Consider the following 23,989-nt stretch of genomic DNA (forward strand, 5'->3'; position numbering starts at 1 on the left):
GCACCACGATGAACACCCGTACCCGGTCCGGTCACCGCCGCCTGGCGGTAGCCCTCGCCGTCGCGGCCCTGCTGACCCCCGGCCTGTCGGCCGTCCCCGCCCCCGCGGCCGAGCGCACGGCGCCGGTCGGCGCGAGCGGCACCGACGGGAGCGGCGGCTCGTCCCTCTCCTCGAACGCCGCTCAGACCAGGGCGATGAAGTCCGGCAAGTCCGTCGAGATCACGAGTCTGCGGGACGAACACAGCACCACAGTGGCCAATCCCGACGGGACCTTCACCACCACCGAGTACGTCCAGGCCGTCCGCACCCGCGTCGACGGCAGGTGGACGGACATCGACACGACACTGGTCCGGCAGCGGAACGGCACCCTCGCCCCGAAGGCCGCGCTCACCGCGATGTCCTTCTCCGGCGGCGGTGGCACGACGTTCGCCACCATCGAGAAGGACGGCCACGCGCTCTCCCTCGACTGGCCGACGAGACTGCCCGCGCCGAAGATCGACGGCTCGACCGCCACGTACCCGAACGTCCTGGACGGCGTCGACCTCAAGGTCACCGCCAGTGCCGAGGGGTTTTCGCACGTGCTGGTGGTCAAGACCGCGAAGGCGGCGGCCGACCCGGCGCTGACCGAGCTCCAACTCCCCTTCGACACCGACTCGGTGACCCTCGCCGAGGACTGGCACGGCGGGCTCACCGCCACCGACCCCGGCGCCGGCGGCGCGGTCTTCGAGGCACCGCAGCCCGTGATGTGGGACTCCAGCCACGGCACGGAACAGGCGCCCGCTGCGGCGGAGAGCACCCAGACACCTCCCGAGGGGGCCCAGATCGCCGACGTCGGTGTGGACGTCTCCTCGGACACGATGACGCTCACCCCGAACGCGGATCTGCTCACTGACGCGGACACCGTCTACCCGGTCTACATCGACCCCGTGGTCAAGACGGCCAGCCGCAGCGCCTGGACCATGGTGTCCTCGCACTACTCCACCTCCGAGTTCTGGAAGTTCGACGACGACGAGGGCGTGGGCCTGTGCCCCTCCGACGTGTCCGCCCGCTGCTCCAGTTCCTCCGACGTCAAGCGGCAGTTCTTCGCCATCCCGACCGGCACCTTCGAGGGCAAGGACATCGTCAGCGCCGAGTTCGCGGTGACGCAGGTCTTCACCTACAGCTCCTCCGCCCGTGACGTGCAACTGGCCCGGGTCAACAGCACGGGTGCGAGCGCGATCAGCTCGGCCACGAACTGGTCGAACCAGCCCTCCTCCAAGGAGACGATCGACACCCAGTCGACCACGCAGACTGCGGGCTCCTGCACTTCGACCAACCAGAACGTTCGCTTCGATGTGAAGGGCACCGTCCAGAAGGCGGCCGACGCCAGCTGGGACACCACCACGTTCCGCCTCAAAGCGGGCAGCGAGTCCGACACTTCGTACTGGCGCCGCTTCTGCGGCAACGCGCACCTCGAAGTCACCTACAACCGACCGCCGTTGGAGCCGGTCCAGGGCGACCTCCAGATGAAACCGGGCGGAACCTGCGAGTACGGCAGTGCCACCGAGCACTACGTCACCGCAGCGCCGCGTGTCTCCGTTGTGATCAGGGACTACGACCACGGCGACACCGGCTCCAACTCCGAGACCTTGCAGGCACAGTTCAAGGTCTGGTGGACCGACGGCTCCGGCAACACGGTCACGCACTACGCGATGACGGCCAAGAAGTCGACGGTCGACTCCAGTTGGAGTGAACAGACGGGCGTGGCCACGTTCTTCTACACCGTCGGCAGCGATGTCTCGGGTGACGGCGAGGCGGGCTTCACCGTCCCGTCGAACACCACCGTCGCCTGGGCGGTACGCGGCTACGACCAGCAGGCGTACGGTGCCTGGTCCACCGACGGGGATCAGACCCGCTGCGAGTTCATCTACGACACCTCCAAGCCCACGTCGGCCACGATCACTTCGACCGAGTACCCGGACGACGAGGCCTGGCACACGGGAGTCGGCGACTACGGGAACTTCACCATGGACTCCCCGTCCACCGACGTGACGGCGTACTCCTACTACTTCACCGGCCCGCAGGCCGACAACACGAAGAAGACGGTGGCCGCCGAGTCCACCGGTGGCCCGGCGACCGTCCGCTGGATGCCGCCGAGCGAGGGCACGTACGCCCTGCACGTGACCGCGGTCGACGGCGCGGGCAACGCACAGAAGACACCGACCGTCCACATCTTCCTGGTCAGCGACGGCCGCGCCCCCGTCGCCGGATGGACCCTCGGAGATGCCAAGGGTTCGACGAAGGCGGCCGGCAGCAGCGGCACACCTGACGCGAGCGCCGGTTCGGGGGTCGCCTTCGGCGCCGAGGGGCCCCTCGGCGCCACCGACACCGCCGCCTCCTTCGACGGCACGGAGAACGCCTACCTCGACGCCGGCACGGCCGGCGTCGACACCGGCAAGACCTTCTCGGTGAGCGCCTGGGTCATGCTGCCGACGCTGCCCACCGAGAACGTCACCGTCGTCAGCCAGGACGGCACCGCGCAGCCCGGCTTCGAACTCGGCTACGACGTCGACACAGCGTCGTGGACCTTCCGCATCCCCGTCAGCGACATGGAGTCGCTCGGCACCTGGAAGGTCTCCGGCGCGGCGGCCGTCGCGGGGAGCTGGACCCACCTCATCGGGGTCCACGACGCCGAACTCGGCAAGATGATGCTCTACGTCAACGGCGTCCTCGTCGCAGACGACGTGCAGGCCCGCCACACCACGTGGAGCGCGACCGGCGGTGTGCAGATCGGCCGCAAGCTCGCTCTCGACGGCTACACGAACAACCTCAAGGGGAGCGTCGCCGACGTCAAGCTGCACGACCGGGTCGTCCCTGCCGCCGAGGGCCAGGAACTCGGCGGCATCCAGCCGCACCAACTCGCTTACTGGCAGCTCGATTCCGCTTCGGGCGGCGTCTCTCCGGAGACGAGTGGCGGTACCGGGCTGACTCTGGGGGGCGGCGCCTCCGTCTACGTACCCGACGACTCCTGCGACCCGGAAGCCGACCCTGACTGTCTGCCTCCCGCCGAACCCCTCTGGGGCGACGGGCACTTGGTACTGAACGGCACCGACGCCTACGCCACCCGCGCGGCCACCGGACCGCTCACCGCCCAGGACAGCTTCACCCTCACCGCCCGCGCCCGGCTCGCCTCCGCGAACCCGGCCGCGGACGAGACGGTGCTGTCGCTCACCGGCGCCAACGGGAGTGCAATCAGGGTCAAATACCTTGCGGCCAGCTCCCGTTGGCAGCTCGTGGTGACCTCCGCCGACTCGGCGACCCCGGTGACGACCTCGCTCCTCGACAGCGCCGATCCGCCGAGCTCGCAGGGCGACGGGGACCACCTCTCGCTGGTCTACAACGCGGTCTTCGGAGACGTGCTCCTCTACGTCAACGGCACCGCGGTGGCCGACGCCTCCTGGGACAACACCTGGGACTTCAGCACGACGAGCCTCCAGGTCGGCCGCACGCTGACCGGTACGACGGCGAGCGAGTACTTCTCCGGCGCCGTGGACGAAGTCCGCCTTTACCAAGGGCCGTTGGACGCCTCACTGGTCGCGCTCGTCGCGGTGTTGCCAGGCGGCGACAGCATCGACGAGACCTCGGCCTGACCGGCCGTTCCCCTTATCAACTAGGAGAGTTGATGTCCCAGTCTCCCTGGTACCGGTCCACGAGACCGGTCTGGCGGAGCGGTCGCAGACGGGCGGCGCTGGTCCTCGGGCTGGCGCTGTCCATCGGTCTGCTCCCGCAGTACGCGCCCGATGCCACGGCCGACACGGGTCTGACCAAGCCGAAGACCCAGACAAACCTCGACGACCCGGTCCGGGGCAAGAACGCCACGGCCAAGACCTTCAAGAAGACCGACCAGGCCAAGAAGGCGGCCGTCAAGAAGGCCGATACGACGCACTGGCCGGCGGCGGGCAGCGCCGACGTCACCCTCTCCGCGAAGGCGGCCAAGGCCGAGGGGCTGCCGCTCACCGCGAAGGCGGCCGACGGCACGAAGGCGGCCGACTCCGTCCGCGTCCAGGTTCTCGACCGTAAGGCGACCCAGGCGGCGGGCGTGGACGGCGTCCTGTTCACCGTGGCCCGCACCGACGGCAGCGCAGCCGAGGGCGCGGCCCAAGTCAGCCTGGACTACTCGGACTTCGCGGACGCCTACGGCGGCGGCTACGGCTCACGCCTCCACCTCGTCCAGTACCCCGAGTGTGTTCTGACGACGCCGGAGAAGAAGACCTGCTCGACCCCGACGCACCTGAAGAGCAGCAACAACGCGGCGAAGCAGACACTCTCGGCGACGGTCCAGGCCGCGGGCGACACCTCGGGACCCTCCGCCCAACTCCTGGAAGCGGACACGAGTTCGTCCTCGGCCACCGTCCTCGCGGCCACCGCGAGCAGCGGCGGTGAAGGCGGCGACTACAAGGCGACGAGCCTGTCCGCGTCCTCCCAGTGGGGGGTGGATACCTCGTCAGGGGCGTTCACCTGGAGCTACCCGATAACGACCCCACCGGTTCCCGGCGGCCTCCAGCCGACCGTGGGTCTGAGCTACAACTCCCAGTCGATAGACGGCCAGACGGCCACCACCAACAACCAGGGCTCGTGGATCGGCCAGGGTTTCTCCTACGACCCCGGCTATATCGAACGCAGCTACAAGGCGTGCGCCGACGACGGTCACGACGACACCAACGGCGACCAGTGCTGGGCGTACGACAACGCCACGATCTCCCTCTCCGGCGGCACCTCGGGCCAGCTGATCAAGGACGACACGACCGGCGAGTGGCGGATCAGTTCCGACGACAACTCCAAGGTCGAGCACCTGACCGGCGCCACCAACGGCGACAACAACGGCGAGTACTGGAGGGTCACGACCGGCGACGGCACCCAGTACTACTTCGGCCTCAACCAACTGCCCGGCTATGCCAGCGGCAACGAGCAGACGGCTTCTACGTGGACAGCTCCGGTCTACGGCGACGACTCGGGCGAGCCCTGCTACAACGCGACGTTCGCGGACGCCTACTGCACCCAGGCCTGGCGCTGGAACCTCGACTACGTCGTCGACTCGCACGGTGACGTCATGTCGTACTACTACGGCACTGAGACGAACTACTACACGCAGGGCCTCAAGACCACAGAGAACGGCAAGGCCTACATCCGCGGCGGCTACCTCAAGCGCATCGACTACGGTCAGCGCGCGGGCGCGGTCTACTCCACCAAGCCGGCCGCGCAGGTCGTCTTCACCACCGCCGAGCGCTGCATCGGCTCCCTGACGGACTGCTCCGCCGGAGCGCTCACGGACTCCACGGCCGCCGACTGGCCGGACGTCCCCTGGGACCAGAACTGCAAGGTGGACACGAAGTGCCCCGGTCAGAACTCACCGACGTTCTGGACCCGCAAGGAACTGACGAAGGTCACCACGCAGATCCGCACCGGTGACGCGACCTACACCCCGGTCGACGAGTGGAGTCTCACCCACGTCTTCACCGACAACGGCGACGGCTCCAAGTCCCTGTGGCTGAGCAAGATCGACCACACGGGCAAGGTCGGCACCGACGTGTCCGTGCCCTCCGTCGAGCTCTACGGAACCCAGCTGGCCAACCGTGTGGACACCACCGGCGACAACCTCCAGCCCTTCTACCGTTTCCGCCTCTCCGGCGTGAAGAACGAGACGGGCGGCGCGCTCAGCGTCAACTACGCCGACACGCAGTGCACACCTAGCACCGTCCCGGCCGAAGACTCCTCCACCAAGCGCTGCTTTCCGGTGAAGTGGATTCCGCCGGGTGCCACGGACACGATCGTCGACTGGTTCCACAAGTACGCGGTCGCCTCGGTCGTCCAGACCGACCTCACCGGCGACACCGCCGACCAGGTCACGTCGTACACGTACTCGGGTGACGCGGGCTGGCGAAAGAACCCCGCAGACGGCATCACCAAGGACGAGGACCGCACCTGGAGCGACTGGCGCGGCTACGGCAAGGTCACCGTCGTCACCTCCGACGGCACCAACTCCGCGGCCAACACCAAGACCGAGCACGTCTTCTTCCGCGGTCTCGACGGTGATGTCGACAAGGACGGCGACTCCCGCTCCGCGACGGTCACCGATTCCAACGGTGTCTCCTACGAGGACACCGACTGGAAGGCCGGCCAGGAGCTGGAGACGGTCACCTACAACGGCTCGGCCATCACCGAGAAGTCGGTGACGGTGCCGTGGACGAACGTGACTGGGACCCAGACGGAGAGCTGGGGTACTCGCAAGTCCCGCTATATGGCGACGGGTTCGACGGACACGTACACCGCGCTCGCGGCGGGCGGCTGGCGCCACACCAAGTCGACGACGACATACGACGGTTCGACCGGCCGCGCGACCCAGGTCGACGACGACGGTGAGCTGGGTGTCGCCGACAACCAGTGCACCCGCACCGAATACGCGGACAGCGCGAGCCTGCACCTGTACTCGTACGTCTCTCGGGTGGAGAAGGTCGGCGTCGACTGCGCTTCGACCCCCGACCGCACCAAGGACGTCATCTCCGACGACCTGACGTACTACGACGGTTCGACGACGCTGGGCGCGGCCCCCACCAAGGGCGACGTGACCACGACGAAGCGGCTCTCGGCGTACAGCGGCACGACGGCGACTTACCAGACGACCGCCGTGACGACGTACGACGTCTACGGCCGTCCGCTGGTGGCGAAGGACGCGACGACGGCGTCCTCGTCGACGCAGTACACGTCCTCCACCACCTACACGGACACCTACGGCCTGGCCACCAAGTCGACGGTCACCAACATCGACGGCTGGACCACGTCGACCGAGTACGCGCCGCAGTGGGGCCTGGCGAGTGCCAAGGTCGACATGAACGGCAAGCGCACGGACCTCGCCTACGACGGTCTCGGCCGCCTGGTGTCGGTCTGGCTCCCGGACCGCCCCAAGGCGTCGAGCTTCACGGCCTCGCTCAAGTACGAGTACCTGGTGCGCGGGAGCGACGGCCCGACCGCCGTCCACACGCAGAAGATCCAGGCCGACGGGGCGACGTACGGCAGTGAATGGTCGCTGTACGACGGCTATCTGAGGCCACGTCAGGATCAGACGCAGGGCGCGGGCGGTGGCCGTATGGTCGCCGACACGCTCTACGACGGCTCCGGCCGCGTGGTGCGGGTGAACGACACCTACTACGCCGCGGGTGCCCCGTCCTCGACACTGTTCGACCCGGTCGACGCCGACCTGGACGCGACGACGGTCACGGAGTACGACGGAGCGGGCCGCGCCACGGCCTCGGTCTTCAAGGTCCAGGGCACGGAGAAGTACCGCACGACATACGCGTACGGCGGCGACCGCGTCACGACGACCCCGCCGGCCGGCGGCACGAAGACGACGGTGGTCACCAACGGCCGGGACCTGACCACGGCCCAGGTCGCGTACCCGACGGACGGCCCCGCGATCGCCACGTCGTACGACTACAACCCGGCCGGTCAGCTGACGGAGGTCACGGACGACCAGGGCAACAACTGGTCCTACACATACGACCAGTTGGGCCGCCAGAAGACGGCGGTCGACCCCGACACGGGTTCCTCGTCCTATACGTACGACGACCTGGACCGCCCGACGTCGGTCACGGTCAACGGCAACAAGACCTCGACTCTCTACGACGAGTTGGGGCGCGCGGTCTCGACCTGGCAGGGCGAGGCGACCACCGGCACCAAGCTCTCGGTGACCAAGTACGACACGGTCGCCAAGGGCGAGTTGTACGGCGTCTACACGTACAAGGACGGCGCGGTCTACTCGTCGGTGACCTATCCGGTCCTCGACGAGACCAATGACTTCAAGCCGACCTCGACGAAGTACTACCTGTCGAAGACGGCCGAGCCGCAACTCGGCGGCACCTACGAGTACACCACTCAGTACAACCGCGACGGCCTGGTCCAGGGCGAGGGGTTGCCCGCGGCGGGCGACCTGTCCGGCGAGGCGCTCGCGTACGTCTACGACGACCTCCAGCGTCCGGTGGGTCTCAACTCATCGCTCGGAGGCTTGAGTTACGTAACCGACGCGTCGTACTCGCCGACGTCGAACCTGGAGCAGATGGAGCTCTACACAGGTGAGTCCACGGCGAAGAAGACGTGGATCACCAACTCCTACGAGGCGGGCACCGACCGGCTGACCAACTCGCGTGTGGACGTCGAGGGAGCATCGAGCGTCGCCTACGACGCCGACTACACGTACGACGCCTCCGGCAACGTCCTCTCGATCGCGGACACGCCGACCGGCGGCACGAGCGACGTGCAGTGCTTCGCGTACGACGGTCTTCAGCGACTGACCGACGCATGGACGTCCTCGGTGACACCGAACGGGGCGAACGGCACGGGCAGTACGCAGTCGGCCTGCTCCTCGGGCGCGTCCTCCTCGACGGTCGGCGGTATCTCGCCGTTCTGGACGGAGTACGGCTACGACTCGCTGGGCAATCGGCAGAGCGAGACCCGGCACGGCCTGAACGGCACGGCCACATCGACCCGTTCGTACGCCTACAGTGACGGCTCCGGCCCGAACGGTACGGACTCGGGCCCGCACACGGTGTCGTCGGTGACGACGAAGACCGACGCCACGGCCACGACGCCGCAGGTCACCTCACAGGACACCTACACCTACGACGCGTCGGGCAACACGGCGACGCGGGTGCTGTCCGGTGACGCCCAGTCCCTGGCCTGGGACAAGCAGGGTGAGTTGACGACGGTCACGAACGCGGACGGGACGGTGACGTCGTACAAGTACGACGCGGACGGTGAGCGGGTCCTCCAGGACACTCCGACGGAGAAGACGTTCTACCTGCCCGGTATGGAGCTGCACCTGGAGAAGTCCACGTCCAAGGTGACGGCCACCCGGTACTACTCCTTCGGTGGCGCGACGGTCGCGATGCGGGAGGCGGACGGAGTCCACTTCCTCGCCTCGGACCACCAGGGCACGGCCGAGCTGGCGGTCGACGCGAAGACGGGCACGACGACGCGCCGTCGTACGGACCCGTTCGGCAACGCGCGGGACTCGTCGTCGTCCTCCTCGACGGGCTGGGTCAACGACAAGGGGTTCGTGGGCGGCACGATCCAGGCGTCCACGGGTCTGACGACACTGGGCGCGCGGGAGTACGACTCCGACACGGGCCGCTTCATCTCGGCCGACCCGATCGTCGACTACTCCGACCCACAGCAGATCAACGGGTACGCGTACGCCAACAACAACCCCGTCACCCTGAGCGATCCCAGCGGCTTGTGCCCGAAGGACATCTGTGACGGCTACGGCCAGAACACCGGGGACACGTCGTACACGAATTCGGGATCCTCCAGCAACGGGTCCACCAAGACCCAGAGCGGCACCGGTTCCACGGACACGTCCACACCGGCCAGGGCGAAGGCGGACCAGGCCCGCGAGAAGGAGGACGCGGCCAAGGCGAAGGCGATCGCGATCGCCAAGGAACTCGGCAAGATCATCGCCGACGAACTGGGGATCACGGACGCACTGGACTGCTTCACGACGGGGAGCCTCGGGTCTTGCGGTGCGACCGCGGCGAACGTCGTCACGTCGCTCATCGGCGGCGGACCGCTGGCCAGGCTCGTCTCGAAGTACGTCTTCCGAGCGGACAAGGCGTTTGCGCTGGCGAAGCGGATCGCCGGGCTCGGGATGAAGCTGAAGGACAGCTTCCAGGACTGGAAGAGGAGCAAGAAGGCGGTTAAAGCGGCCGAGGACGCCGCGAGCTGCGCGGTGAAGAACAGCTTCACACCGGAAACAAGGGTGTTGCTGGCCGACGGCACCACGAAGAAGATCGAAGACGTCGACATCGGCGACAAGGTCCTGGCGACGGACGCCGAGACCGGTGAGACGAAGGCCGAGACAGTCACCGCGGAGATCAAGGGCGCGGGGCTGAAGCACCTGGTCAAGGTCACCGTGGACACCGATGGCGAGAAGGGTTCCAAGACCTCTTCAGTCACGGCCACGGACGGACATCCCTTCTGGGTGCCCGAACTGGGTCAGTGGATCGACGCCACGGATCTGAAGGCAGGCGAGTGGCTTCGGACCAGTGCCGGCACGCGGGTCCAGATCACCGCGATCAAGCGGTGGACGGTTCCCTCGGCGACTGTTCACAACCTCACTGTCGGTGAATTCCACACGTACTATGTGCTGGCGGGCGAGACGCCTGTACTGGTTCACAATTGCAGTAAGAACCAGGGTGTGTACGTCTTCAACGACCTGACCAAGCCAGGCAGCGTATACGTCGGGAAGACGGGGAATTTCGATACGCGCCTGGATCAGCACATACGTCTTGGGCGCCTCAACGACAAGAGCGATGCAATATGTGTTCATGTCTGTGGTGATGACACTGCGCTCAGAATTCGGGAACACATATTCAAGGATCAGTTTCAGAAGATGGGCATCAAACTCAGTAGCGGCATCGAGGGGTACGGAAGGAATCTCTACAATGATCGAACATTCCTCAACACTCAAATGGAACTCCCATTCGATCGATGAGGTTCCCTTGCGTTCGCCGGTGGGAGCAGGGAACGGGATTAGGTAGATGGGTAAGTGGGGCTACAAGCCGTTCGAGAATGACACGGCTGCTGATTTTTCTGGCGATCTCGACGAGGCGCACGAGTCGGAGCGCCTCGGGCTGCTGTGGGCTGCTTTGTCTGCTGTGGCTGCGAGTGATGGACATGTAGACGCCGGTCGTGCGGAAGTCGCTATCGCGGCCGCTGCGGTCGTTGCTCGCGGTTTTCCTGACGGGGAACAGTTTCAATCCGCGGTGTGTGGTCCAATGCAGAGCATTCCCCCTGTGTCATCAGATTTTGTGACACTGGCAGTTAGAGCCGTCAATCGCCTGCTCGATGGCGATAATGACTTGAGCGATGACTGGAGTGGTGAGCCGGAGGGGGAGCACTGGAACGGCAATTTGCGGCGACTCGGTAGAATCCTTTCCGGCGAGCAGGAGGATTCACCGGAAGGGCTCTGGTAATGCTGCATTCTAGTGCCGTGATCTCGCCGTAATTCAGTTAAGAGATCGCGTTTTCAAGAGTGAGAATGAAGCCCCGCCTGGCGCGTTCTGGCGGGGCTTCTGCGCGGGGTGACGGCAGTAGCGACGCCAGCAGCCCCCTGCAACCACGGACTCCCGCGCGCGTCGATCGGACCAGTAAACAGTGCCTGACCAGTGAAAAGGCAGGTAGAGGAAGCCGCGTCAAATGCGTGCTATGTGCTGGCCGGTAGCGTGCTGGCGCTTGTTCATAATGCAGAGCTAGGGCAAAAATATGACCTGACATTGACATCGGGGACAGGTCCGAGCAGAAAGGAGGGAGTGGCGCTGGTGGGTGGCGATATCGATGCGCCAGGTGTTCGGGACATGGTGAATGAGTCTTGCGGTGCTCATGACTGCCATGCCTGTATCGCAATCGCCTCCGGGACTCCCTCCGAAAACTGTGGTTCCTAGGGGCCTCCTGCGTCGCCGAAGTCGGTCTGACTGCGGGCGGTATGCCTGCGCTCTGCTATGGCCGTACAATCTGTGTGGCGACGCAGGGTCTCCCCGCCCTGTGCTGCACGCGAGCTCGGAAGGCGATGCCGGCATTATCGCGACCGACTTGCGTGAGGCACTCGTGCTGGTCGTTGGCTTTCCTTGCTGGAGGGACTCCCCGAAATATTCTGCGGGTGGGTACCTGGGCTTCATGGAATCGGCGACGGATTTTCTCTGTCGCGACATGATGTTAGATCGTCCGGCGCTGGCCGCTGAGCAAGCACGGGTTGCCGAGTCGCTTGGTCTGTCCCTCGAAGCTCCGACGGTATTGGTGGCCCGCCTTCATACGGCCGTGAAGAACCTGAGCCCAGATTTCGCTTTCATTGATGACATCGGTGAGTATGGCGGCCTGTTCGGCCCGTTTCCGACCAGTCGTAATCAGCGCTGGCAGTAGGACCTGGAGACTCTGGACAGCGACTTCACGCGCCCGTCGAAGCATTCCTGCCTGCCGCCCGTCACAGGGCGGAAGCAGGAGCGGATCACGGTGCCGGGGGCGGGTCATGGTCATCACCGTGCAGATGTACGTGTTCGCCTCCTTCGAGGTGCGGACCCGCGCACTGCGGACCGTGTCCGCCCGGCCGCTCACATCCATCTCGATGCGGTCGCCGATCCACCCGCCCCACATCCGCGCCCAGCTCGTCCAGCACTCGCCGCTGTGCCGTAGCTGCACATAGGCCCCGGTGGCCGTCTGGTACGTGCGCAGGGTGTCCGGCTGGGCGCCGCAGTGCATGGTCACCGGGCTCCTGCCCTCGCAGGTCGCGTCGCGACAGCGCGGTCCGGTGACGTTGCCGGTGGCTGGCTCGGATGGCGCCGGTTGATGCCCAAGCGGCGCACCGGCGACGAAGAGGCTCGTCCGGCGGCGAAGTCATTCGGGCCTCGTGCGATCCAGGCTCACCCGACGAGACCCCTTTCCTGTTCCAGGAGTTCGTCTCGCACCCGGAGTGAGAACAGCCTCGACAGTGCCGAGGACTCCCGTCTGCGTCTGCGTCTGCGTCTGCGTCTGCGGCTGAGGCGCGATGGCCGACTGCTCGGGCGATCTGCCTGACGCCGATAACTGACGCCTGCCGTATGTGCACTTGGACGATGGCCTCGGGCTCAAGCCACACGCCCCTCGAAGCACTCCCTCTTCTCGCCCCCCACGGGCTGGAAACAGGCCCGCACCACGGTCCCCGGCACGGTCACCGCCATCATCGTGTACGAGTACGTGTCCGCCTCCACCGCGTTGCCCACCTCGGCCGCGTGCCCGGAACCCGCCCGGCCCGGCACCACCAGCTCGATCCGGTCGCCGATCCGGCCGCCCCACATCCGGGCCCACGACGTCCCGCACACCTTGCTGTGCCGCAGCTCCACCCACGCCCCGGAGGCCGTCTCGTGCCGGGCGACGGTGTCCGGCCGAGCCGCACACCGCATCGCCAGCGGACTCCGCCCCTCGCACCCCGCGCCCCGGCACCCCGGCCCGGACGCCGCCGTGGCCGTGCTCCGCACGGCGGTCGGCGACAGCGGAGTGGACCCGGAGGACCCCGGAAGCAGCAGCAGCGCGAGCACCACGGCACTCACGGCCACCGCGCACACAGAGGCGAGCACGGCCAGCGCGACGACACCCCGCTGCTCGGGGACGGAGGGGTCGGAAGGGGCAGGCGGAACGGATGGGGTGGATGGGGTGGAAAGGGTGGACGGGGCGGGTGAGGCAGCGGCGGCCTTGGGCGCCACCGGTACTGGTACCGGTACCGCCCGTCCGCTCGCCTCCGACTCCGCGAGTTCCCACAGGGCCAGGCAGCGGCCCGCCGGTTCGCCGGCCAGTCGGCACAGTTCCTCCACCGCCTCGCGGGGCGGCAGCGTACGGCCGTTGAGATATCTCTCCCACGACGACTTGCTGTACGGCGTCTTCGCCGCGAGCGCCGCCATGCTCAGCCCGGTCGTGGTCCGCAACTCCCGCAGCGCGGCAGCCAGTTGGTTCATGCCCGCAGCGCCTTCCAGGTGTGCGGCCCGACCATGCCGTCCGCGTCCAGCCCGGCCCGCTCCTGGAACTGCTTCACCGCGTGCTCCGTCAACGGCCCGAACATCCCGTCGATACCGCCCGGCGAGATCCCCGCCCGCCGCAGCAGACACTGCGCCTCGGCCACGTCCGGGCCGTTGCTGCCCACGGCCAGATTCTCCTGCTGGGTACGGCTGTTGCCCGCGTACCAGTGCCCGCCGACCCGCTCCACCCGGCAGGAGTACGGCGACGGCGAGGCCGACGCGGGCGTGGCGAGCGGCGCCGTCGACGACCGTCCCGTACCGGCGTCGCGGCCGTCCATCAGCCGTACGGTCACCAGCACCGCCGACACCACCACCAGCACCAGCGTCACCGAACCGGCCACCAGCGCGATGCGCAGCACCCGCCGTTCCGGAGAGAGCGGGGGCCGCTTCGACAGCACGATGTCGGGCTCGGTGTCCGGCTCCGGCTCCTGCTCCGGGTTCGCGTCCGCGTCCGGGCCTGTGTCCGGGTCCGCGTCCGGTACGGCCGTCGGCCAGGCCTCCGCGGCCACCTCGCGCAGCGCCAGCAGCCGGGTCGGGTCCTCGCCGCAGACCCTGGCCAGCGCGGCCACGGCCGGTACGGGCGGCAGCGCGCGGGCGCCGAAATAGCGCTCCCAGGACTTCGGGCTGTACTCGGTGCGGGCCGCCAACTGCCGCACGTTCAGGCCACTGTGGTCCTTCAGTCGACGCAGCCGCACCACCAACTGCCGGACCCGCGGGTCCAGTTCCGCAGGCAACGGCTTCCAGCGCGACATGCGCCCCCCACTTCGCGATCGGGGACCGGGGTCAGCGGTCCGGCCGCGTCGCATTCTGCATCACCGACCACTGATCGCACGCCTATTCGGTTCTGCTGTGCGGACGGAATCGGCCAAGGTCCACAACGGCCCGCCGAGCGTCCCGTCCCACCGTCCCCGCCGTCGACGTACCCGCAGGTCAGCGGTGGTGTCGTCCCGCGTGGACGTCACTTCGGCGCGGTCCGTGGCGGACGGTCGGGCGCGGCCCGCAATCTCGTTCCAGCACGACGAACGACGAACGACGACCGACAACCCGAAAGAGGAACCCATGCGACCGAATGTCGTGGCCAGGACGCTCGTCAGCCTCACCGCCGTCGCCGGTATCGCGGCGGGAGGTGTCGCGTTCGCCGCCCCCAGCTTCGCCGCGCCGGCCGCCTCCGTACAGGCCTCCTCCGTCTCGATCCAGGCGGTGGAGAACTTCGGCCTCAGCACCGCCGAGGCGAAGAAGGTGCAGACCTGGCTGAAGACATACTGGGGCTACACCGACACCATCGACGGCCAGCTCGGCCCGAACAGCTGGAAGGCCTTCCAGCGCAACCTGTCGACCTACTGGGGCTACACCGGCGCGATCGACGGCGACCCGGGCGTCAACACCATCAAGGCCCTTCAGCGGCTGCTCCAGGGCTGGGGCTACACCGGCGCCATCGACGGCGACGCGGGCAGCGGCACGCGCGCCGCGTTCAAGACCTTCGCCAACGGCATCTGAGATCAACGGCGGCCGAGGCGACGGCTGCTGAGATCAACGGCGGCTGAAAAACGCCGTGTTGACAACCGTGGCCCGTCCTCTCGGGGGAGAGGACGGGCCACGGTCCCGTGTGCGCGGGACGGCTACAGCTTCTCGGGCGTCCTGATGCCCAGCAGCGCCATGCCCCGGTGCAGGGTCCGGGCCGTGAGGTCCACCAGGAGCAGGCGGTTCTCCTTCTGCTCCGGGGTGTCCGCCTTCAGGACCGGGCACTGGTCGTAGAACGTCGTGAGCAGCGACGCCAGTTGGTACAGGTACGCCGTCAGCTTGTGCGGGGCGTACTCCTTCGCCGCGTCCGCCACCACCTCGCTGAACTGGTCCAGGTGCAGGCCCAACGCCCGCTCCGCCCCGGTCAGTTCGAGCTCCGGGTGGGCCAGCGGGCGGGCGCCGTCCGACTTGCGCAGGATCGACTGGATACGGGCGTACGCGTACTGGAGGTACACCGAGGTGTCACCGCTCAGCGACACCATCTGGTCCAGGTCGAACTTGTAGTCCCGCACCGCCGACGTCGACAGGTCGGCGTACTTCACCGCGCCGATCCCGACGTACCGCCCGTTCTCGACGATCTCCTCCTCGGTCAGGCCCACCTTCTCGGCCTTCTCCCGGACGACCGCGGTCGCCCGCTGCACCGCCTCGTCGAGCAGGTCCTCCAGCTTCACCGAGACACCCGCACGCGTCTTGAACGGCTTGCCGTCCTTGCCGAGGATCGTGCCGAAGGCCAGCTGGAACGCCGACACGTCGTCGTTCAGCCAGCCGGCCCGGCGCGCGGTCTCGAAGACCATCTTGAAGTGCAGGGCCTGGCGGACGTCGACCACGTACAGCAGGCTCGTCGCCTTGAGGTTGAAGACACGGTCCCGGATCGCCGACAGGTCGGTGGCCGCGTAGCCGTAACCGCCGTCCGACTTGCGGACGATCAGCGGGGTCCGGTTGCCGTCCGGGCCCTTGATGTCGTCGAAGAACACGCACAGCGCGCCGTCCGACACCTCCGCGACCCCGGACTCCTCAAGCAGCCGGCACGTCTCGTCCAGCATGTCGTTGTAGCCCGACTCGCCGACGATGTCCGGGTCCCGGATCTCCATGTCCAGCTTCTCGAAGACGGAGAAGAAGTAGATCTTCGACTCGTCCACGAACTTCTGCCACGCGGCCAGCGTCTTCGGCTCGCCCGCCTGGAGATCGACCACCCGGCGCCGCGCCCGCGTCTTGAACTCCTCGTCGGAGTCGAAGAGTTGACGGGCCGCCTTGTAGAGCCGGTCGAGGTTCGACATCGCCTCCTCGCCGGTGACCTGGGCACCGCCGTGGTCCAACTCGCCCGGGTGCTCGTCCAGATACTGGATCAGCATGCCGAACTGCGTTCCCCAGTCGCCGATGTGGTGCCGCCGGACCACCGACTCGCCGGTGAACTCCAGGAGTTGGACCAGGGCGTCGCCGATCACCGCGGAACGGAGGTGGCCGACGTGCATCTCCTTCGCGACGTTGGGCTGCGCGTAGTCGATGACGGTCGTGCCGGGGTGCGGGGCCAGGGGCACGCCGAGGCGGGCCGGGTCGGCGTAGCGCGCGGCCAGGTTCTCGGTGATCGCCCGGTCGCCGACGGTGATGTTCAGGAAGCCGGGGCCGGAGACCTCGACGTCCTTGATCACGTCACCCGTGGTGATGCGCGAGACGACCTGCGTCGCCAGGTCACGGGGGTTGGCCTTGGCCTTCTTGGCGAGGGCGAGGATGCCGTTCGCCTGGAAGTCGGCGCGGTCGCTTCGGCGCAGCAACGGGTCGACTCCGTCGGCTTCCGGGAGGGCGGAAGCGAGGGCGTCCGAGAGGCGCTGATGGACGAGATCCGTGAGCGACGTGACCGAGGTCATGGGGTGGGAGCCGTTCTCCTTGTGGGTTTGGTAGACACGGTCAGTATCCCACGGGGGGTGAAGCGGTTTTTTTGCCCGCAGGCCGGTGGGGGCTGGGCGCGCTCCGCGGCGGAGCCGGATGTGGATACTGCCCGCGCCCCTGAGAGGCGGCTGCGCCGCCGTCCGGGGCTCGGGGTTCGTCGGCTGCGGGCCGGTGGGGGCTGGTCGCGCAGTTCCCCGCGCCCCTTGAAGGCGGCTGCGCCGCCATTCCGGGCTCAGGTCCCGTGTTTCTGATTCTCAGGGTCATGGCCTTGGAAAAGCCGTTTTCGTGGATGTGGGCTTGGCTGGGACAATGGTGGGGTCAGTCGTGCGACCGTACCGGCTGCCCCGTGTCTGAAAGAAGGACGTGCCGATCGTGGCTCAGAGCACCGAGACCACCGACTGGGTCTCCCGTTTCGCGGATGAGGTCATCGAGGAGTCGGAGCGTCGGGCCCCGGGCAAACCGGTTGTCGTCGCGTCCGGGCTGTCCCCGTCGGGGCCCATCCACCTGGGCAATCTGCGCGAGGTGATGACCCCGCATCTCGTCGCCGACGAGATCCGCCGGCGCGGGCACGAGGTCCGGCACCTCATCTCCTGGGACGACTACGACCGCTACCGCAAGGTGCCCAACGGCGTGGAGGGGATCGACAGCAGCTGGGCCGAGCACATCGGCAAGCCGCTGACCTCCGTACCGGCGCCCGCCGGGTCGGCGCACCCCAACTGGGCCGAGCACTTCAAGGCCGCGATGGTCGCCTCGCTCGCCGAGCTCGGCGTGGAGTTCGACGGGATCAGCCAGACCGCCCAGTACACCTCCGGCGTGTACCGCGAGCAGATCCTGCACGCCATGAAGCACCGCGGTGACATCGACGCGATCCTTGAGCAGTACCGCACCAAGAAGGCCCCGCCGAAGAAGCAGCAGCAGAAGGCCGTCGACGCCGCCGAGCTGGAGGCCGAGGCCGGCTCCGGCGCGGCGGAGGAGGACGACGGCAGCTCCGGCTCCGCCGGGTACTTCCCGTACAAGCCCTTCTGCGGCAGCTGCGGCAAGGACCTCACCACCGTCACCGCCTACGACGACGACACCACCGAGCTGACCTACGTCTGCACCGAGGACGCCTTCACCGAGACCGTCCTGCTCAGCGAGTTCAACCGCGGCAAGCTGGTCTGGAAGGTCGACTGGCCCATGCGGTGGGCCTACGAGGGCGTCATCTTCGAGCCCAGCGGTGTCGACCACTCGTCCCCGGGGTCCTCGTTCCAGGTCGGCGGCCAGATCGTCGGGATCTTCGGAGGCGAGCGGCCCATCGGCCCCATGTACGCCTTCGTCGGCATCAGCGGCATGGCCAAGATGTCCAGCAGCAAGGGCGGGGTCCCCACCCCGGCCGACGCGCTCCAGATCATGGAACCGCAGCTCCTGCGCTGGCTCTACGCCCGCCGCCGCCCCAACCAGTCCTTCAAGATCGCCTTCGACCAGGAGATCCAGCGCCTCTACGACGAGTGGGACAAGCTCGACGCCAAGGTCGAGGACGGCTCCGCGCTGCCCGCCGACCTCGCCGCGCACTCCCGCGCCGTCCGCACCGCCGCCGGTGAACTCCCGCGCACGCCCCGCCCGTTGCCGTACCGGACCCTCGCGTCCGTCGCCGACATCACCGCCGGGGCCGAGGACCAGACCCTGCGCATCCTCGGCGAACTCGACCCCGCCGACCCCCTGTCCACCCTCGACGAGGTCCGCCCCCGGCTCGACAAGGCCGAGGCCTGGATCAACACGCACGTCCCCGCCGACCAGCGGACCATCGTGCGCGACGAACCCGACATCGACCTCCTCAAGTCCCTCGACGAGCCCGCCCGGCAGTCCCTGCGCCTGCTCACCGACGGACTCGCCGACCACTGGTCCCTGGACGGCCTGAGCCACCTCGTCTACGGCGTCCCGAAGGTCCAGGCCGGCTTCTCCGCCGACGCGACCGCGAAGGAACTCCCGCCGGAGATCAAGACCGCCCAGCGGACCTTCTTCGCCCTCCTCTACCACCTGCTCGTCAGCCGCGACACCGGCCCGCGCCTGCCCACGCTGCTGCTGGCGGTGGGGCAGGAGCGGGTGCGGAGCCTGCTCGGCGAGTAAGCCGTTCCACGACGATGGGGGCGCCCGGTGAACACCGGGCGCCCCCATCGTCGTAGAGGATCGACTCAGGCGCTGTGGTACTCCTGGAGTTCCTCCGTGTGACGGTTCGTGAAGCTGTTGACCAGCCGGTCGGCCTCGCGCTGCGGGAGCTTGATGCCGTACGTGTCCTCGACGTTGCCCCGGAACTGGCCCGACGTCGGGTAACTGCCGTCTATCGACTTCTTGAAGACCTGGTAGTAGTCCTCCTCGGTCGGCTCCGTGCCGCCGCCCGCGCCCAGCTCACGGGTACGGCCCGGACCCGCCGGGATCGGGAAGGTACCGGTGTCCTCCGGAGAGGGCTCGGGCTCCGGCTGTTGCTGCTGCTGTTGCGCGAACTGCTGCTGTTCTTCCTCGTACTGCTGGAACTGCTCCGCCTGCTGCTGCTCCGCGTACCACTCCTGGTAGGCGGCGTCCGGGTCGTACGTCGGGTCGTAGCCGCCCTGGTACTCGACGGACTGCGGGTCGCGCGCCTGGAGCCACTGGCTCTGCAACTCGGCGTACTCCTGCTGCTGCTGTGCCCACTGAGCCTGTGCCTGCGCCTGTGTCTGCTGTTGCGGCTGGGGCCCGGGGCGCTCGTCGGCCACCGGAGGCAACTGCTCGCGGACCGGTGCCTGCTGTGGCTCCGGCTCCCGGGCCGGCTCCAACTGCGGGGCCGGGGGCAGGAGTACGGGCTCGATGCCCGCCGCCGCCAGGCCCGAGGGGGCCGTCTCCGCGAGCGGGACGCCGTAGCGCGCCAGGCGCAGTGGCATCAGGGACTCCACCGGGGCCTTGCGGCGCCAGGCGCGGCCGAAGCGGGAGTGGAGGCGCGCCTGGTAGACGAGACGATCCTGCTCCAGCTTGATGACCTGCTCGTAGGAGCGCAGCTCCCACAGCTTCATCCGGCGCCAGAGCAGGAACGTCGGCACGGGCGAGAGCAGCCAGCGGGTCAGGCGCACGCCCTCCATGTGCTTGTCGGCCGTGATGTCGGCGATCCGGCCGATCGCGTGCCGGGCCGCCTCCACCGAGACCACGAACAGGATCGGGATCACCGCGTGCATACCGACACCGAGCGGGTCGGGCCAGGCCGCCGCGCCGTTGAACGCGATCGTCGCGACGGTGAGCAGCCACGCCGTCTGGCGCAGCAGCGGGAAGGGGATCCTGATCCAGGTCAGGAGCAGGTCCAGGGCGAGCAGCACGCAGATGCCCGCGTCGATACCGATCGGGAAGACGTAGGCGAAGTTACCGAAGCCCTTCTTCAGGGCGAGTTCGCGTACGGCGGCGTACGAACCGGCGAAGCCGATACCGGCGATGACCATCGCACCGGAGACGACCACGCCGATGAGCACCCGGTGCATACGTGTGAGCTGAATGGGCGCGGACACCCGTACTCCCCTCCCCTTGCATGGTGTTGCGCGGAACAGGGTGGCACATGTGTGCGGCGTCCCGGGCGCCGGTCTGCCGGGAGCCCGGTGCCGAGGAGGCGCCGGGCTCCGTCAAAGGGCTTGGCTGACCTGCGAGTTGAAGCCGAAAAACGTCCTGGATGTGACGGTCAGCTCTTCTTGTCGGCGGAGGCCGAAGGGGAGGCCTTCGCCGCCGACTTGGACGGTGAGGCGGACGGGGACGCGGACTTGGAAGGGGACTTCGAGGCGGACTTCGACGCGGACGCGGAGGGCGTGCCGGCGTCGCCGCCGCCCCCGCCACTGCCGTTGGCCGACGAGACCGCCGCCACCGCCTCCCGCACGGCCTTCTCCGCCGCCTTCGTCAACGTGTCCGCGTCCGGCGTCTTGTCGCCCGCCAGACCCGCGCCGTTGTAGTCGATCGTGACGACCACGTTCTCGACCCGCGCCACCACCGTCTGCTGCTTGAAGGCGCCTTCCTTCTTCTTCAGGTCGTAGCGCACCGCTGTGGCCTGGTCGCCCGCCCCCGAGACCGGCGCCGACTTGGTGTTCTTCGCGCCGGTGACCGACTGCGCCTCCTGCACCTGCTTCGTGTAGTACGCCTCCGCCAGCTTGTCGCCCTCGCCCTGCGTCTGCGAGGAGTCGAACCGCAGCAACGACACGTTCAGCCAGCGGAACTGCGAACCCTTGACCCCGTTGTTGTCCAGGCTGGTCCAGGAGCAACTGCCCCGCGACGCGGTGTCCGTGGACGAACCCTCCTTGCCCGACTTGGCCCCCTCCGGGACCAGATCGGTCAACGTCTTCTTCGACAGCACCGCGCACGGCTCCGGCAACTTCTTGTACGCCGCCGCCTGCACCGTCGGAGCGGCCGTCGCGTCGGCGGAAGTCGTCGCGCCGACGCCCGTGGTGTCCTTGCCCGCGCTGCCGCCGGAGCCGGAGTCCGAGGAGCAGCCGGCCGCGATCACCATCACCGGGACCGCCGCCGCGCAGACAAGGACGCGGTGGAGACGCTTCGCTCGCTGGTGGTCCTGCCGGTCACGCTGTGCTGGTTGATGCATGGTTCCTTCACTCATGACGCTCGTGGTTCCTGCCGTCGGATCGGGTCCGAGGGGCCACGGTACGCGGTGAGTCAGCTGTGCGGTCTCCGTTCACAGGCTTTGCGCGGACCCTCGCGGGCGGCCCCCCGAGCCCCTAACCGTTGAGCGAGTCGGCCAGCTGCGCGGCCAGTTTCCGCGCCCTGTCCTGCATCTTCTGGCTGTCCGGGACCACCCCGACCGTCGCCGGCTGCTCCTCGTACTCGACGGTCACAATGACGTTGGACGTGCGAAACACCACAGTCACCGTCCGCTGCTTGGCCGTCGAACCGGAGCTGCTCAACGCGTCGTCGAGGAACGCCTCGTCACCGAGATCGGAGAGGGTGCGGGGCTGGAGGGCGGACGGGGTGGTGGAGTCGGAGGGGGAGGCCGAGGTCGAGGTCGATGCCGAGGAGGACGCCGAGGCCGAGGACGACGAGGACGCCGACGAGGTGGCGGAGGCCGAGGCCGAGGGAGTCGTCGAGTCCGACGCGGTCGTCGTGCTCGCGGCCGGCTCCGGCAGGTCCGCCGCCGTCTCCTTCGTCGCGAAGAGCGTCTTCGCCTGGCTGTCGTCGCTCACGGCGTTGTCGTAGGACACCACCCGCTCGAAGTCGACCAGCAGATGGTCGGTCGCGTCCGTGGACTCCACCTTCCAACGGCAGCCCACCTTGCGGTCCGTGTCGTACGTCAGCGTCGCCTCGCCCGCGTAGGCGGCCTCGCGCTGCTCCGCGTCCGTGATCTGCTTGATGCCGGGCAGCAGCGAGTCCAACGTGCTCTGGCTGACGGCTCCGCAGGGCTCCGGGAGCGTGCGGTACTTGCCCGGCTGGGCCGCCGCCGTCGCCGTACCGGCGTCGCCCGGGTTCGCGTCGTCCGTCGTGCCGCCGTTGCCCGAGCCGCTCGTGCAACCGGCCAGCAGCGCCACGAGGAGCGCGGCGGCGCCGGGTACGTATGCCTTCCGCTGCACGGTAGGGCTCCTCTCGACGACGATCAGGGGTGCTGCGCGATGATCAAGGGTCCTGCCAGTGTCCCCGCTGGTTAATCGCTTGCCGCACCGGGGGACCCCCTGGAGACAATGTGTATCGCACGCACAGCCGTGAACGCCGGTCCGGTGTCCCATTCGTTGACCTTGGCGCCGGTTTTGCGATTTTAGACTTCTGCTTGATTTCGGGGGAATGAGGACGAAATGTCGTACGTGGAGATACCCGGGGCGAAGGTCCCGATCCGTATGTGGGCCGACCCGGCGTCGGTCGAGGAGGGCGCACTCCAGCAACTGCGCAACGTGGCCGGCCTCCCCTGGATCAAGGGCCTCGCCGTCATGCCGGACGTCCACTACGGCAAGGGCGCGACGGTCGGCTCGGTCATCGCGATGCGGGGCGCGGTCTGCCCGGCCGCGGTCGGTGTCGACATCGGCTGCGGAATGTCCGCGGTCAAGACCTCCCTCACCGCCAACGACCTCCCCGGCGACCTGTCCCGCCTGCGCTCGAAGATCGAGCAGGCGATCCCGGTGGGACGGGGCATGCACGACAGCCCGGTCGAGCCCGGGCGGCTGCACGGGTTCGCGACGGCGGGATGGGACGACTTCTGGGGGCGGTTCGCGGGGGTCGCGGACGCGGTGAGGTTCCGGGAGGACCGGGCGGCTAAGCAGATGGGGACGCTCGGCGGGGGCAACCACTTCACCGAGGTCTGCGTGGACGAGCAGGGCGCCGTGTGGCTCATGCTGCACTCCGGATCCCGCAACATCGGCAAGGAACTGGCCGAGCACCACATCGGCACGGCGCAGAAACTCCCGCACAACCAGGGCCTGGTCGACCGCGACCTCGCCGTCTTCATCGCGGACACCCCGCAGATGGCGGCCTACCGCAACGACCTGTTCTGGGCGCAGGAGTACGCGAAGTACAACCGCACCATCATGATGGCGCTCCTGAAGGACGTGGTCCGCAAGGAGTTCAAGAAGGCGAAGCCGACCTTCGAGCCGGAGATCAGTTGCCACCACAACTACGTCGCCGAAGAGCGCTATGAGGGCATGGACCTGCTCGTCACCCGCAAGGGCGCGATCCGGGCCGGCTCCGGCGAGTACGGGATCATCCCGGGTTCCATGGGCACGGGTTCGTACATCGTGAAGGGCCTCGGCAACGAGAAGGCCTTCAACTCGGCCTCGCACGGCGCGGGTCGGCGCATGAGCCGCAACGCGGCGAAGCGGCACTTCACCGTGCGGGATCTGGAGGAGCAGACGCGGGGCGTGGAGTGCCGCAAGGACTCCGGTGTCGTGGACGAGATCCCGGGCGCCTACAAGCCGATCGAGCAGGTCATCGATCAGCAGCGGGACCTCGTGGCGGTCGTGGCGAAGCTGAAGCAGGTCGTCTGCGTGAAGGGCTGACGGCCGAGGCCCCGGCCGACCGGGGCCTCGGCCGTCCTG

At 68.1% G+C, this 23,989-nt stretch carries 13 protein-coding genes and 1 pseudogene; 7 read left to right on the forward strand and 7 right to left on the reverse strand.

The window, feature by feature from the left end; all coding sequences use genetic code 11:
* Nucleotides 1–8: 8 nt before the first annotated feature.
* The 4 genes from ACIQPR_RS34710 (at nucleotide 9) to ACIQPR_RS34725 (ending at nucleotide 11,946) form a co-directional block, all read left to right on the forward strand.
* Nucleotides 9–3,629 (forward strand): LamG-like jellyroll fold domain-containing protein, encoded by a 3,621-nt coding sequence (locus ACIQPR_RS34710; protein ID WP_403656587.1) that lies wholly within the window; start codon nucleotides 9–11, stop codon nucleotides 3,627–3,629.
* 32 nt (nucleotides 3,630–3,661) lie between these two features.
* Nucleotides 3,662–10,522, forward strand: a complete 6,861-nt coding sequence (locus ACIQPR_RS34715; protein WP_403656589.1) for a polymorphic toxin-type HINT domain-containing protein — start codon at nucleotides 3,662–3,664, stop codon at nucleotides 10,520–10,522.
* A 46-nt stretch (nucleotides 10,523–10,568) separates the two neighbouring features.
* A complete protein-coding gene (locus ACIQPR_RS34720; RefSeq protein ID WP_403656592.1) occupies nucleotides 10,569–11,003 on the forward strand; it encodes a DUF4259 domain-containing protein in 435 nt (144 codons plus the stop codon).
* Between the two features lie 568 nt (nucleotides 11,004–11,571).
* Nucleotides 11,572–11,946: a hypothetical protein gene (locus tag ACIQPR_RS34725; RefSeq protein WP_403657360.1), complete on the forward strand. Its 375-nt coding sequence runs from the start codon at nucleotides 11,572–11,574 to the stop codon at nucleotides 11,944–11,946.
* A 171-nt stretch (nucleotides 11,947–12,117) separates the two neighbouring features.
* Here ACIQPR_RS34725 and ACIQPR_RS34730 read toward each other — a convergent pair.
* The 3 genes and pseudogenes from ACIQPR_RS34730 to ACIQPR_RS34740 all read right to left on the reverse strand — a co-directional run.
* Nucleotides 12,118–12,282 (reverse strand): annotated as a pseudogene (locus ACIQPR_RS34730) (DUF2690 domain-containing protein); the annotation flags it as partial.
* Nucleotides 12,283–12,647: 365 nt separating this feature from the next.
* A complete protein-coding gene (locus ACIQPR_RS34735) occupies nucleotides 12,648–13,511 on the reverse strand; it encodes a helix-turn-helix domain-containing protein (protein ID WP_403656595.1) in 864 nt (287 codons plus the stop codon).
* Nucleotides 13,508–14,323, reverse strand: a complete 816-nt coding sequence (locus ACIQPR_RS34740; protein WP_403656597.1) for a peptidoglycan-binding protein — start codon at nucleotides 14,321–14,323, stop codon at nucleotides 13,508–13,510. The genes ACIQPR_RS34735 and ACIQPR_RS34740 overlap by 4 nt, the downstream gene beginning before the upstream one ends.
* A 307-nt stretch (nucleotides 14,324–14,630) precedes the next feature.
* Between ACIQPR_RS34740 and ACIQPR_RS34745 the strand changes: the two genes are divergently transcribed.
* Entirely contained in the window at nucleotides 14,631–15,068 is a 438-nt protein-coding gene (locus tag ACIQPR_RS34745; protein WP_403656600.1) for a peptidoglycan-binding protein, read from the forward strand.
* Nucleotides 15,069–15,190: 122 nt separating this feature from the next.
* Here the strand turns inward: ACIQPR_RS34745 and argS are convergent, their stop codons facing one another.
* Nucleotides 15,191–16,957: an arginine--tRNA ligase gene (gene argS, locus ACIQPR_RS34750; RefSeq protein ID WP_403656603.1), complete on the reverse strand. Its 1,767-nt coding sequence runs from the start codon at nucleotides 16,955–16,957 to the stop codon at nucleotides 15,191–15,193.
* Nucleotides 16,958–17,342: 385 nt separating this feature from the next.
* Between argS and lysS the strand changes: the two genes are divergently transcribed.
* Entirely contained in the window at nucleotides 17,343–19,085 is a 1,743-nt protein-coding gene (gene lysS, locus ACIQPR_RS34755; protein ID WP_403656605.1) for a lysine--tRNA ligase, read from the forward strand.
* Between the two features lie 65 nt (nucleotides 19,086–19,150).
* Here lysS and ACIQPR_RS34760 read toward each other — a convergent pair whose 3' ends face one another.
* The 3 genes from ACIQPR_RS34760 to ACIQPR_RS34770 all read right to left on the reverse strand — a co-directional run bounded on the left by ACIQPR_RS34760 (nucleotide 19,151) and on the right by ACIQPR_RS34770 (nucleotide 22,537).
* Nucleotides 19,151–20,458, reverse strand: coding sequence for a DUF2637 domain-containing protein (locus tag ACIQPR_RS34760; protein WP_403657320.1), 1,308 nt, complete (start codon nucleotides 20,456–20,458; stop codon nucleotides 19,151–19,153).
* A 194-nt stretch (nucleotides 20,459–20,652) separates the two neighbouring features.
* Nucleotides 20,653–21,558: a DUF3558 domain-containing protein gene (locus tag ACIQPR_RS34765; protein WP_403656608.1), complete on the reverse strand. Its 906-nt coding sequence runs from the start codon at nucleotides 21,556–21,558 to the stop codon at nucleotides 20,653–20,655.
* Between the two features lie 133 nt (nucleotides 21,559–21,691).
* A complete protein-coding gene (locus ACIQPR_RS34770; RefSeq protein ID WP_403656609.1) occupies nucleotides 21,692–22,537 on the reverse strand; it encodes a DUF3558 domain-containing protein in 846 nt (281 codons plus the stop codon).
* 219 nt (nucleotides 22,538–22,756) lie between these two features.
* Here ACIQPR_RS34770 and ACIQPR_RS34775 point away from each other — a divergent pair, with 219 nt between their 5' ends.
* Complete coding sequence (locus ACIQPR_RS34775; protein ID WP_403656612.1) at nucleotides 22,757–23,950, forward strand: RtcB family protein; 1,194 nt, start codon at nucleotides 22,757–22,759, stop codon at nucleotides 23,948–23,950.
* The last annotated feature ends 39 nt before the right edge of the window (nucleotides 23,951–23,989 follow it).

Source organism: Streptomyces sp. NPDC091280 (genome assembly GCF_044768565.1).
In the GTDB taxonomy this organism is placed as follows: domain Bacteria; phylum Actinomycetota; class Actinomycetes; order Streptomycetales; family Streptomycetaceae; genus Streptomyces.